The 12,089-nt window shown below is 63.7% G+C and carries 14 protein-coding genes and 1 pseudogene; 6 read left to right on the forward strand and 9 right to left on the reverse strand.

All coding sequences use genetic code 11. The annotated features are described in order from the left end of the window. Window positions 1-65: 65 nt before the first annotated feature. Entirely contained in the window at window positions 66-902 is an 837-nt protein-coding gene (locus tag MKK84_RS04500; protein ID WP_243916881.1) for a helix-turn-helix domain-containing protein, read from the reverse strand. A gap of 298 nt (window positions 903-1,200) precedes the next feature. On the opposite strand from MKK84_RS04500, the gene MKK84_RS04505 reads away from it, so the two are divergent. After that, window positions 1,201-1,479: a hypothetical protein gene (locus MKK84_RS04505; protein WP_243916882.1), complete on the forward strand. Its 279-nt coding sequence runs from the start codon at window positions 1,201-1,203 to the stop codon at window positions 1,477-1,479. Here the strand turns inward: MKK84_RS04505 and MKK84_RS04510 are convergent. Further along, window positions 1,476-2,441, reverse strand: a pseudogene (locus MKK84_RS04510) (IS481 family transposase). The gene MKK84_RS04505 and the pseudogene MKK84_RS04510 sit on opposite strands and share 4 nt — an antisense overlap. Before the next feature lie 502 nt (window positions 2,442-2,943). Between MKK84_RS04510 and MKK84_RS04515 the strand changes: the two are divergent. The 3 genes from MKK84_RS04515 to MKK84_RS04525 all read left to right on the forward strand — a co-directional run bounded on the left by MKK84_RS04515 (window position 2,944) and on the right by MKK84_RS04525 (window position 4,096). Beyond that, window positions 2,944-3,204: a hypothetical protein gene (locus MKK84_RS04515; protein ID WP_243916883.1), complete on the forward strand. Its 261-nt coding sequence runs from the start codon at window positions 2,944-2,946 to the stop codon at window positions 3,202-3,204. 30 nt (window positions 3,205-3,234) lie between these two features. Further along, window positions 3,235-3,558 carry a hypothetical protein gene (locus MKK84_RS04520; protein ID WP_243916884.1) on the forward strand — a complete coding sequence of 108 codons (324 nt, stop codon included), beginning with the start codon at window positions 3,235-3,237 and terminating at the stop codon, window positions 3,556-3,558. A 358-nt stretch (window positions 3,559-3,916) separates the two neighbouring features. Continuing rightward, complete coding sequence (locus tag MKK84_RS04525; RefSeq protein ID WP_243916885.1) at window positions 3,917-4,096, forward strand: hypothetical protein; 180 nt, start codon at window positions 3,917-3,919, stop codon at window positions 4,094-4,096. Between the two features lie 228 nt (window positions 4,097-4,324). On the opposite strand, the gene MKK84_RS04530 is transcribed toward MKK84_RS04525, so the two are convergent. Next, on the reverse strand, window positions 4,325-4,627 hold the full coding sequence (locus tag MKK84_RS04530; protein WP_243916886.1) for a hypothetical protein: 303 nt from the start codon (window positions 4,625-4,627) through the stop codon (window positions 4,325-4,327). 88 nt (window positions 4,628-4,715) lie between these two features. Further along, the gene (locus MKK84_RS04535; protein ID WP_243916887.1) at window positions 4,716-4,964 is read right to left on the reverse strand and encodes a hypothetical protein; all 249 of its coding nucleotides are present in this window, start codon (window positions 4,962-4,964) and stop codon (window positions 4,716-4,718) included. 307 nt (window positions 4,965-5,271) lie between these two features. Here MKK84_RS04535 and MKK84_RS04540 point away from each other — a divergent pair, with 307 nt between their 5' ends. Next, window positions 5,272-5,592 carry a methylamine utilization protein gene (locus tag MKK84_RS04540; RefSeq protein ID WP_243916888.1) on the forward strand — a complete coding sequence of 107 codons (321 nt, stop codon included), beginning with the start codon at window positions 5,272-5,274 and terminating at the stop codon, window positions 5,590-5,592. Between the two features lie 33 nt (window positions 5,593-5,625). On the opposite strand, the gene MKK84_RS04545 is transcribed toward MKK84_RS04540, so the two are convergent. Next, window positions 5,626-6,696, reverse strand: coding sequence for a hypothetical protein (locus tag MKK84_RS04545; RefSeq protein ID WP_243916893.1), 1,071 nt, complete (start codon window positions 6,694-6,696; stop codon window positions 5,626-5,628). 178 nt (window positions 6,697-6,874) lie between these two features. Then, window positions 6,875-7,138, reverse strand: a complete 264-nt coding sequence (locus MKK84_RS04550) for a hypothetical protein (RefSeq protein ID WP_243916894.1) — start codon at window positions 7,136-7,138, stop codon at window positions 6,875-6,877. Between the two features lie 345 nt (window positions 7,139-7,483). Here MKK84_RS04550 and MKK84_RS04555 point away from each other — a divergent pair, with 345 nt between their 5' ends. Beyond that, entirely contained in the window at window positions 7,484-7,909 is a 426-nt protein-coding gene (locus MKK84_RS04555) for a hypothetical protein (RefSeq protein ID WP_243916895.1), read from the forward strand. A 526-nt stretch (window positions 7,910-8,435) separates the two neighbouring features. Here the strand turns inward: MKK84_RS04555 and MKK84_RS04560 are convergent. From MKK84_RS04560 to MKK84_RS04570, 3 genes are all read right to left on the reverse strand, one after another. Beyond that, a complete protein-coding gene (locus MKK84_RS04560) occupies window positions 8,436-8,840 on the reverse strand; it encodes an integron (protein ID WP_243916896.1) in 405 nt (134 codons plus the stop codon). Window positions 8,841-9,047: 207 nt separating this feature from the next. Continuing rightward, window positions 9,048-9,587 carry a hypothetical protein gene (locus MKK84_RS04565; protein WP_243916897.1) on the reverse strand — a complete coding sequence of 180 codons (540 nt, stop codon included), beginning with the start codon at window positions 9,585-9,587 and terminating at the stop codon, window positions 9,048-9,050. 1,321 nt (window positions 9,588-10,908) lie between these two features. Further along, the gene (locus MKK84_RS04570) at window positions 10,909-11,694 is read right to left on the reverse strand and encodes a GntR family transcriptional regulator (RefSeq protein ID WP_243916898.1); all 786 of its coding nucleotides are present in this window, start codon (window positions 11,692-11,694) and stop codon (window positions 10,909-10,911) included. Window positions 11,695-12,089: the final 395 nt, after the last annotated feature.

Below are 12,089 nucleotides of genomic sequence, written 5' to 3' on the forward strand. Positions count from 1 at the left end.
GGGCTCGGATTCGCGCGACATCGTTCGAAACCTATGTGTTCGATAAACCGGTCGACCACATACACTCACGGCATAGCTCGGCCAGTGCGACCAACCGCGCGGATTCTCATTTGAGCTGATCGGTCGAGGTCGCCCGCTGCCTTTCGGCAGCCTCCTTTGGGGTCTGCTGGCCTCGATTTCTCCAGGTTCAGAACTTCAGTAGGCGTGCGGTTCGCGGATTTGCACCCTCCCCCCTGTGCCGTAGCGGCGGGCACGGACGATCCAAGTTTGGATAGTGGGTCTCGGAACCGCACCAACCGCAGCCAGGCCGTCCACTCGGGCGAGATAATCCGCACGATGTTCGTGTCATTGCGGAAACCGGTGATGCGCCGCTCCTCGACCGTCAGCAGGCCGAGCTTCCGGGCTTCGCGGATCGCGTTGCGCACGGTGGTCTCTGCCACCCCGGCGACCGCGGCGAGGTTCGGCATGGATAGCCGGCAGTCCTTCCGGCGCACAGTCTCAGCCGCCACGAGGGACAGCACCGCCTGCTCAGCCAGCGTGAACCGGGCGGCGAGCCCCGGTGGAAGCCGCCCAGAGGCTGCCCAGCGGCGGCGGCGCTCCATCGAGGCATCCGTGCGCGGGCGCGAGCCGACGGCCCTCCTAGCGGCCTGTACCAATGTCCGGGGGTCGGTTGTTCCCTCCCCGCCGCCAGTTCCTGTTGGGTTCGGCGACTTTTCGATGATCTCTCGAACGGTTCTAATCTGCACGGCGCGCTTGGCTTCAATGAGAACGGACAGCGCCTCGGCCTCGGCTTCCGTCACCTGCCCTTCCCCGTAGGCACGCCACAGCGCAGCCGTGACGGCCGGCAACGCGGCGCGTGGGGCCACCTCCACCTGTCTGCGGATCTCTTCGGCATAGGTCATCGAACCCGGTCCCTTACGGCCCGCGGCTAGGGTCCAGGCAAAGCCTTCCCGTTGACGGAAACAGGTTCCGTCTTGACTCCCGAGGGAATCATGTGGCTTGTGAGGGGTAGCTATACCGGGCCTCACAGCCCCAGGTTTTTCGAAGGCCTCGCCCTGGCAGGGGTGGGGCCTTTGGCTTTTCAGGGTCTTAGATCCGCAGCGATTGCTCTCCTGAATTGCCGGCGCACGACTCGCCAAGGCATGTCAGACCGGAACACCCCATGTCGGCTGGGCGGCACGGTTAAGTCAACGTCAGGGAATGATCAGCGCGACCATGCTGGCCGGACCTTCCACCCTCGCGGACCTGCGCAAGGCGGGCATCGTCAGCAGTCAGGAGGTCGTGGCGGCCATCGACCTCTACCTGCGGGATCCGGCAGCCGGCCCCTATCGGTTTGCCAGTGGACACAGCATCGACATCGCTACGCTCGTCGATCCTAGTCCAGCTTCGGAGAAGGTGGCGCGGTCCAGACCGCTTGATGCCGCGATCCGCACGGCGTTGGCAGCGGCCATCATGGCGGCGCATCCGACTCCGCCCTAACTGTATGATCCCGGGATGAGGTGTGACGGATCGATCCTGAAGCGTTCGGGCTCTTTGGTCCAGACCTGAAGGACATGCTCATAGGGCGTGAGGCCGCGCAGGGTCCTCAGCCGACGGGCATAGTTGTAGGCGTCGACGAACAGCTGCAGATGCGCCCGGAGCTGTTCGTGGGTCTCGTAGTGGTAGCGCTTGACCGTGGCGTACTTGATGGTGCGGTTCATCCGCTCGACCTGACCGTTGGTCCACGGATGGTTGGGTTTGGTCAGGCGATGCTCGATGTCGTGCTCGTGGCAAACGCGATCGAACATGTGCCGGCTGTAGAGGGCTGTCGGGCCTGAGCGGTTGCGCGGGGCATGGCAGAATTGCACCCCGTTGTCGGTCAACACCGTGTGGATCTTGTACGTCACGAACGCGACCAGCGCGCGGAGGAAGTCCGATGCTGTGTAGCGGTTGGCTTCCGCTTCCAGCTTGGCGAAGGCCAACTTCGAGGTTCGGTCGATGGCTACAAACAGGTAGAGCTTGCCCTGTTCTGTCCTGACCTCAGCGAGGTCGACGTGGACGTAGCCGATGGGGTAATCGGCAAAGCGCTTCTTCTTGGGCTTGTCACCTTCCATTTCCGGCAGGCGGCTGATGCCGTGCCGGTCCAGGCAGCGGTGAAGCGACGAGCGGGTCAGGTGCGGGATCGTCGGCTATAGGCCGTAGAGGCAGTCGTCCAGCGGCAGCAGCGTATGCCGGCGGAAGGCAACGATAATCGCCTCGTCCTCAGGTGTCAGGACCGTCGACCGAGGTTCTTTCGGCCCCATGGCGGCATCGGTCGTCGCCTGGCGTCCGCGCCATTTCTGGATCGTCGTCGGGCTGACGCCGTAGCGCCTGGCCGCCGCTCTCACACTCTCTTGACGTAGCTGTATTGCGCGACGGACCGCCTCCGTCGTGCGGGCGCTGCCGTGAAGAATTTGGCCCATAGCGCATCTCTTGACGCATGGTGGTCAACCGTACCACCACACCGCGGGACCATACACCTAACCCGTCAGCTTTGTGGACGCGGGCGAGGCGTGCCGCTCAGCCGATCGTGCTATGTGACGTGTTGCGCTGGGCGCAAGCTTCTCTATCGGCGGCTATTGAAGACGAGGGCTATCTGGAATGAGCCTAGGCCGGGTCGCGACCGTCATAGGTGTCGCGGTTGTAGCGGCGGCCGGTTCTCACCTTCTCACCGACGAAGGCGTTGAGTACGCTCCTTTGGTAGTCCTGGGAGCTGGCCTTTTCGCATGCGGGCTCGTTACGCTATTGAACAGGGCATGAGCGACCCAGAACCCGATGAGCTATTTCGCGCCCGGCTACTGCGCGTGGTCGCGGCGATGGATCGGCCGATGGTGGTGGGGGGGTTCACAACTCGATAGGATCGGTCGCAAGTATGGACGGTTCAGGACCGGCATGCCGCTGAAGGGTCTATGACGGAGGGCACCCATGGCCGCCATCCCTGATCGTGAGATCGAGTTTTCCCCGCTCGGCGGCCGCATCACGCGCGATGGCTACACGGTACAGGTCCACATCTACCGGTTCGCGAGCAGCGAGGACGAGTGGACCCTCGAAGTCGTGGATCATGAGGAGGGCCACACTGTTTGGGAGGACACCTTCGCGGATGATCAGGTGGCCTATGAAGCCTTCGAACAGACGTTGAACGAGGATGGTATCCATTCATTCGTGGACGAGCCGATCAAGCACTAACTCCGTTCCCGCCCCCGTGGGAGCGGCCCTGTGGGCGAAGGCAGTCGAAGCCGGCCCCGGGCGCTCTACATGATCTGCATGCCTACGCTCGGCCTCACGCTCCCACTTCGCATCTGTGTCCTCGACGACGCCGCCTGCGTCGAGGACGCCAACGGCCGGCGCACTGGTTTCGTCGCTTGGTCAGACGGTGGCGGCGACGCAGGCGATGAACCGTTTACGCGCGCCGAGGCTATCGAGCAGGTCCGCCTAATCGCGAGCGCTTGGACCAACGCGCTGGTCAGCGGAGGCACACTTGATACCAGCCCCGCCCCTGAGCCGGGCGCCGCAGCCGCCGAGCCTTCGCCGGAGGATTGAAGGCGCTCGCGAGGCCTCCGGCGTTATCTTCATCGACGAGAATGGCGTGGGGCCGGGGGTGCTGCTGCCGGTAGTTCTTCCAAGCGCGGCTCACGCTTGACGCCATCGCCAGCCGGATCACGCGATTGAACACCTGGTCGCTGTCGAGATTGAGGTAGCTCCTCACGCCTGCCAACTGTTGGATGCCGTCGCGTAGAGCCGCCTCGGAACGGACGCGTCACCACCGAGTTGCTTGGCATGTCGAAGCGAGGGTGACATGCTGACAGGTAGCCTACTATGGCTGATCGGGGTGCCGATACCCCTCGTGATCCTGCTGTGGTTCTTCTTCCTGCGCGGACGATAGAGGGTTGTCAGCATCATGGTCGAAACCGACAAGCCGCTGGGTGTGAGCGTCGTACCCCCCACGATACCAATCCCAAACGTCAATGTGCCGGACCCGACCACAGGGAGCGAACCTGAGAGCAAGGACACGGTCGAGGATGCGACCGGCCACGAGGCCTTTGAGAAGGCAAAGGCCGAGTCTGAACGAAGGAAATAACTGGGGTAGCTGTGTCACTGGCCTCTACCGAACGCCGTCTCCCGGTGCCCAGGACTGCCTCACCGCCTTGGTTCGTGTCCCCGCCTCGCTCGACAGGCCTTGGCACGAGGCAACATCCATAGTGTGCGTCGCCTAACCGCTTATTGGGCAAGCGAGACGGTCGATAGCCTGACCAAGCATTGAGCTTAAGGTATGCCCCGCGAAACCAGCCCGCGGGGCGACGAGGCGCTACTTCCCGCTTGGGGCGGCACCGCTACCGGTGGCGCCGTTGCCCGAACCGCTGCCGGCGGGTGCGCCGGGCGTGCTAACGGGCGGACCGCCGCTGGTGCCAGGCCCGGTGCCCGTGCTCATCGTACCCGTACCCATCGAGCCGCTCCCGCCGTCCATAGACTTTTCCGAGCTGCTCTTCACCGAGCCCGGGTTGTTCATGTTGCCCTCGGCGCTGCCGCCGCCGGCCGCGGTCTGAGCGACAGCGGCACCGGAGACCGTAAGCGTGAGCGCGGCGGCTAGGGTCAGTGTCTTCATCGACATGGACGTCCCTCCAGACGGATCGGTTCGATCAGTCCGGGCTTGAACGTCGTCGAGGTCGTTATCGTTCAGACACCCGTCATGGCTGAGGTCACAAATCCTGCCGTCGACGCAGCCGTAGAGCCAGGATCAGCGCGCCCGGCCAGAACACGAGGCTCAGGAGGGCTATCGGGATGATGGGTTGCCCTTTCCACCAGACAATGACGACCGGCAGGAACAGGACCGGGATGGCCGCTGCGAGAAAAGCACAGAGTTGAAATTCGGATAGGTCCATATGTGATCGGTAGCAGCGCTCTACCGCTACGCTTTCTTCACGCCCGGTGGCAGAGTGCGCCACCATGCCGATCCGGTCCCAGCACCGCCTTTTCTATTGATGGCGCTTGTCATCGTCGGATCTGCGGATGGCGGCGGTGACCTGCAATTACGCAAAGTGCTGAACACTTTTTGGCTTGGCGGAGACCGGTCATCAGGACGAGGATGCGGACGCAGCCTTCAACTGAGCGGATATCTGATCACATCGCTGCGATGACAGACTCTAGATCGCTGTCTTTGCGCCACTGTTAACTTCTGGAGCGATAATTACTGCTTCTACGATCTATTCTTAGGTGCAGACGATGCAACCCCACAACCGAGGATTGATATCGGTGATGCTCCTGGGGATGCTCGGGTGGGTCATCATGACCGGCGTCGCCGTGGCGACCCTCCCGGATCCCGATCACATCATATCGCAGAGGGGCAAGCGCTTCGGCCCAGGGAACGTCGCCCTCCGCGTCGGCGAGCACATCACCGTGGTCAACGACGACGACAACTTCGTCCACCACGCCTACATCGAAGATGAGCTCTTCACCTTCGACAGCGGCGACATTGAGCCTGGCGCCAGGGCCGTCATCACCTTCCCGACAGAGGGTGATTTTACCGTCCTATGTGGTGTTCACCCGAAGATGAAGCTCGCCGTCCACGTGCGGTAGGCGCGCCTTCCGGATCTGCACGTTGGTCCCGTCTTAGATCAGGGGCAGGGCTGGCAAGCCCACATACAGCGCCTCGTGCCCGACGTAGTACAGCGCCAGGAAGATCGCGAGCGCACCGCCGAAGTAGGCCGGGGCCCACGCCGCATCGCGCACCCGTACCACCGACCGCACATCGTCGGCCGCAATGCCGAGCAGCACGACGATGATGCCGGAGTGGCCTATCGCGTCCACTTTGCCGAACTCGAACACCGCCGAGACGAAGATTGCCGCCAGGATGATCGCGGATATGCGACGCACCAGCGGCGTCCAGACCAGGGCAAAGGCCAAGGTGAACTCGATCACGCCGGCGGCCTGCATGAACAGCTCGGGCGTGGCGCCCATGGTCATCTGCGGCTTGGCGGCGAGCAGCGGATCGGTCCACTGCGGGTAGGCCCACTTCTCGACCGAGGCCCACATCAGCGTGATGGCGGCTGTCCAACGGACGATGTCGAGGGGCCGGATGTCGAACGGCTTCAGGCCCAACCCCTGGTAGATCAAGTAAACCGCCACGCCCAGGAACACCGGATAATCTGCCAGGTGGAACAGGCCGTACTGGGCGGTGGCGAACGAGAACAGGAAGACGATGCCCAGGCCGGTCAACGGCATGGTACGGCGTGAGATCAGGCAGGCAGCCATGGCGAGTTGCAGCCACGGGATCCAGGCCGCATCAGTCTTCAGCTCGGGTGTCAGAATGATGCCACCGAGCCCCCAAACCGAGACCAGGAAGAAGCCGAGCGTACAGCGAACCAACAGCTCGGTGTCGGTGCGGATGCGGGAGGTGACGCGGTCCAGGGCGTTCATCAGAGCACTACCCAACGGCGTGCCCTCGGCGAGGCAACCCAACATCAGGCAGACGATGGCAAACGCCGTCAGCAACTCAAAGTTCGGGCACAGCACCTGTTCGAGGCCACGCGGCTGGCCGGCGACGTCGTAGGCACAGAACCACTTCACGTGGGCGTTGGCTGAGCCTGTGCCGGCGAGGAGAAGTAGAGGCGGCACTGCAAAGCTCGCGAGAGTGCGCAGACCCAGGCGCAGCGAGAGCCTGGGCGCCGTAACCCGAACCATGATGACCTCGGAGGATGGAGCGGACCGCCAGCCCGCCTACGTATTTCCTCACAAAGCCGAGCTTTACGCCAATGAAATGTTAACCCTTGTTAGGGAATGGTTAATAGGCATCGGTGCTTTCAGGGTGCACATGGCGCCAGTATCTGCAGCTATGCAACCCTGCGTGGTTTGAGCTTTCCTACGCCACAGCCGGCTGACGGGCGATCTGAGGAGCGGCCGGTAGCGTCTCTTCAGCAGGTGCTGCGCCCGAGCCTTCCAGAATGCCGATCATGTCAGCCTCCGTCAGCGGTCCATCATCCGGATCAGTAACGGTGATGTTCTGACGGCCGGCAGCTTCAAAGTCGCGCAGCTTGCGTAGCGCCCACTCCGCCGTTGGGCACTTGTAGGTGATGATGCCATTCTTCGCAGCGCTCCGGACGATGTAGAGGCGGCGCTGTTCCATCACACGTCGATCCCGGCAGCCCCCAAGACGGCCCGCTGCTTCAAGATACCGATCCGGTGTGTGCGGATCGCGTGCTCAAGGTCAAGTACGGTGGGATCGTTTGCCTCCCGCAGAACAGCTACGGCTCCGGCGAGTGCCGCGATCACCTGTTCGTCGAGCAGGATGTTGAATGAAATCCTCTGCTGAAGACGGGCACAGGGACAACCTATGTTTGGATTTGGCTCTGACATGAAGCCCTAACGAAGCAGGTGATCTCCAGTTCGATAGGGCGCTCATATCAGCCAACAGGCCTCCTTGAGTGCTGCCGCTACGCTTTCTTCACGCTCAGTGGCACATTGCGCCATCATGCCGATCAGGCCCGAGCACCGCTTCTTCTACCCGATCGACTGGGCGCAGCTCTCGGCCGTGATCCGGTTCGGTCGGGCGAGAGGCTGCTGCGAGGGCTGCGGACGGCCACACGGTCAAATGGTCTACCACCTCGGCGATGGGCGCTGGTGGGACGCGGAAGCCGGCCGGTGGCGTGATGGTTGGGGCCGCCGGATCCGGATCGCGGTAGAGGCCGACATCCTCGGAAGGTTGCGCCGGACGCGGGTGGTGCTGGCCGCAGCTCACCGGGATCACGACACGGCCAACAACGCGGACGCCAACCTCGCGGCCTTCTGCCAGCGGTGCCACATGATCCACGACCGTCCGGAGCATCGGCGTAGGCGCTGGCGCACGCTGTTTCGGCGGAAGGCGCTCGGGGATCTGTTCGGCGGGCCTTACGCCTAGAACAAACCCGCTTGTCGCTGTTGATGGAGCGGCTACGTAGATCGCCACGGTCAAAGCTTAAGCGTATACGTAGATTGCATCGGTCGCCTCATTTTGCCCCGATTTGAGGTCGGTTAATGCGTCATTAACGAATGCGGATACTGGTTCACCTGATCCAAAGGGACCTGATCCATGATCTCGACCGGCATCTTGTTCGTGATCAGCGCGGCTCTCACGGCCGCTGCTGCAGGCGCCGTGAGCGATCCGGACGCGCGCAGCAGATAGGTCTAACCTCGCTTGGCCTTGCCGGGTGTGACGGCCCCGCGACAGTTCCGATTTCTTGCCCAGCTAGCTCTTCTCAGCCCTCGAAGCGGCACAGTTCGGCCGTCACAGTGATCGGATAAACACCGCTTCCGGTCCCCGCGATGCTCGCTACTGCCCGCACCTTCTTCCTTCAGAACCGCGAGGGTGGCGCCGTGCTCGCCTCGTCCGCCCTGTTCATGGCGGGAGCAATGACGCTGATCTGGCTGCTCGGTTAAGGGTAGTGTCACTTCGGGTCGACGTTCACGTTGCGGGCCATGACCCAGCCGTGATCACAGCGGCCGGTGTACGTCTGCTCGACGGGTACGAGGATCGTGGTTTGGCAGCCGAGCGTCGCTGAGCCGTAGACGACGCCTAGCCACAGTCCGAGCTTCTCGCAGACGGTAACCATGTCGCCGTCGTGCAAGCGGCCGATCTCGCGGAACGGTGCCTCGCCCGGCCCGCTTTGCACGGGCAGGAAACTGTCGGGTTCTGATCCGACCTCGACGACGCGCCCTTTCTCAGGACAGGCATCGTCGCCGATTGATCCGTGCATCAGGATCGGAACGTTCAGGGGTGTGGTTTCCGCAAGGGCCATATTGGGCAGCACGAGTGCCAGGAGCAGCCCAAGCCGCAACGTCATCGAAGGCATGAGAGTGCCGAGTTGTCGGATTTCTACGAGGAGCGGTGACGCAGTCGCTCAGAAGCGAGAGACCGAACAACACCGCCGCTCACCGGAGGATCCGGACCGTGAGCCGGCGCTCGCGATCTCCAGTCCCGCAGTCCCGCACCGACCCCCATACAACCGCCCGGCCTAGGCTTAACGCGCGGTACGCAGGAACCGCCTGTCGTCGTCAGCTCACCGGCGGCTGAGGGCCGTCCATTCTGTGATGACGGACTCGTCAGCCGGCATGTAGGCGTCGACGATAGCGCCCTTGCGGTTCACGACGCAGATCATCGCCGCCTGGCGCACCTCGTACATCATCGGCCGGTCGTAAGTGATGCGGAACATCACAGGCGCGAAGTAGTCGCCCTTCTTATCGGTCCTGTCCGCACCAGCTGAGACCGCCTCAACCTGCTTCATCCCGGCTTTGCCAGCCTCGCTCATGACGGTGGCGCGGCAGGTGTCGACCGTGCGGTTCCGACCCGGCACCTCCGGCAAGGGTTGCCCGATGGTCTGCAGAGCCGTGGAAGTGCCCTTCACAAGACCGGTGCCGGGCACCATCGACAGGATCGTCTGCTCACCGGCCGCGGTTGAGGCCGGCCCAATCGGCGCGATCTGCCAGGGCATCTGCCAAGTGGCTGCGGAGGTGTCCGGCGCGGCAGGAGCATCCTGGGCCAGCGCAGGTCCGACCAGGGCAGAGATGAGTGTCGCGCAGCATACCGAACGTCGGATCATCACGGCTTTCCTTCTTCGCGGTGGTGAACGAGGGGCCGCGGCATCGAGCTAGTCCGTCGGCGCGAGGGCGGATGGCAGCGTCCAGGGTAAGGGCGGTGCCGGAGAGGGTGGTGGAGCGGCTGAACCATCGGCTTGCGATCGCTGCAGAGAGGCGCGGGCGAACGCGCCAGCATTGACCCGCGTGCTAGCCGACGTCGGGAGGCTGAGGATGCTCGTGGTCTTCTCGGCATCGCGGTAGGGCATCGGTGCCCGGGAAATCGTGGTTGCTGCTCGTAGCCTTCTGAGCGACCGTGCGTGCTTCGCGGGACCTGGGTTCAGGATCGGCGCGACTACGCCTTGTGCGTCGCTAGGTGTCGTCACCGGGGTGGCTCGATCCACCACTAGCTGCGTAGGATCAGGGTGAAGCGTTGCCACGCGTCTAGGCGGGATCGCGGCAGTGTTCGGCGGTGCGGGTCGAACGACGGCCTCGGTGGGTTGCCGCGCTGGCTCGGGTCCGGGCGGTAGGATCAGCACAGGGGTCGGAGTTGCGGGTAGGGCTCGCGTCGGCATCGTTTCGGCGCGAGTTTGCGACGGCTGCTGTGCGTCCGGTGCGAGCGTGGCTACCGCGTACGGTGGGAGCGACGTCACGACGTCCTGGCGGTCGGTACGGTCGTTCCAGACGGGCGGCTGTTCGTGCGTGAGGCGTGCCGCATCCAGTGGTGCGCGACTGATTAGCGGCAAGCGCGGATTAGCGCGAGGTGGCAGAAAGGCCGTCTGCTCTGACGTCTCCGTAGGGTTCGGGTCCAGGAAGCTGCGGGGTCCGTCAGCGAGAGAAAAGGTGTCTGGATCGTCCGCATGCGAGAGAGGACCCGTCAGGTGCGGGACTTCTACCCACGATGGGAAAGTGGCTGGAGCCGGAGCCTCGGCGGACACTACTGGTGCCGCACGCTGGCCGGAGATCGCGGAAGTCCAGTTGCTGCGAGGGACAAGCCACGCTGCGCCCGCGGCAAACACCGAGAGGGTAGAAATGCAGGAGACCGAGATCGTGACCCAAACTGCCAGGCGGCTGCCAGGCCTAACGACCGCGAGGGGCCTGGCCGCGCCGACAGGCTTCAGGTCGCCGACAAAGATGGGACCTCGCTGTAACATTCACTCAGAACTAATCTGGGTAAGAAATAGTTCAAGGCCGGGATATTTAGAGTCGTGTCGAAGCGAACATATCGAAGCGCCGATGCGCGCTGATGATGCAGAATGCCCAATTATTTGATCTGAGACGTCGCTCGATAGCCGACGACTTTCGCGATTGGCGCTCGCGTTCGTTATTTCGTCCGGCCGCAGACCGTCACCGCATAGCTCGGCCAGTCCTACCGCCCGCGAGAATTCTCACAGGGCCGCTTCGGTCGAGGTCGCCCGCTGCCCCTCGGCAGCCTTTTTCCGCTTCTGCTGGCCTCGATTTTCCCAGATCTGGTACTTCAGTAGGCGTGCCCTTCGGGGATTTGCACCCTCCCCCCTCAGACACGTTGGAGGTCTCCCCAAGTTTGGGGACTCCCTTCCGCGCCAGCCGCAGCCAGGCCGTCCACTCGGCCGAGACGATGCGCACGATGTTCGTGTCGTTGCGGAAGCCAGTCACTCGCCGTTCCTCGACCGTGACGAGCCCAAGCTTCACGGCCTCGCGGATCGCGTTGCGCACGGTGGTCTCGGCTACGCCCACGATGGAGGCGAGATGGCCCACGGCCAGCCGACAATCCTTCCGGCGGGCTACTTCGGCCGCTACGAGCGACAGCACGCCCTGCTCGGCCAGGGTGAAGCGCGCCGCGATAGCTGGCGGTAGACGCCCCGAGGAAGCCCAGCGGCGGCGGCGCTCCATGCTGGCGCCCGTGCGTGGCCTGGACCCGACGCCCGGCCTCCTGGGGCTGCTCTGGCGATCCTGCAGGGTATCGGTCAACGGCAAACCCGCCAACGTGGCGTTTTTGACCTGCCGCGCCTCGATCAGGCTGGACAACGCTTCGGCCTCGGCCTCGGTCACCTGCCCTGCTCCATAGGCACGCCACAGCGCAGCCGTGACGGCCGGCAACGCGGCGCGTGGGGCCACCTCCACCTGTCTGCGGATCTCGTCGGCATAGGTCATCGAACCCGGTCCCTCACGGGCCGCGGCTAGGGTCCAGGCAAAGCCTTCCCGTTGACGGAAACAGGTTCCGTCTTGACACCCCAGGGGGTCTCATGGCTTGTGAGGGGAAGTGACTCGGGCCTCACAAGGCCTTAGGATTTTCAGCAGCCTCTTCCTTGCCGGGAAGGGGCTGTTGGCTTTTCAGGGTCTATCCCGCGGCGATGGTCTCCTGAATGGCGGCCGCGACCCGCTGAGGCGACCTTAGCCGTGACCGCCCATGCCGCCCGGCGGCGGCGCTAAGGTAACCGCCCTTTGTTCGTACCGCCAGTTTTTCGTGGACGCTTAGGATTAACGCCGTTACAAATATTTAATGGCGTTAATTTCCGACCTTGCGAGGGGGGACAGGCGGTTCGCGG

Source organism: Methylobacterium sp. E-065 (assembly GCF_022829605.1).
Classification (GTDB): Bacteria; Pseudomonadota; Alphaproteobacteria; order Rhizobiales; family Beijerinckiaceae; genus Methylobacterium.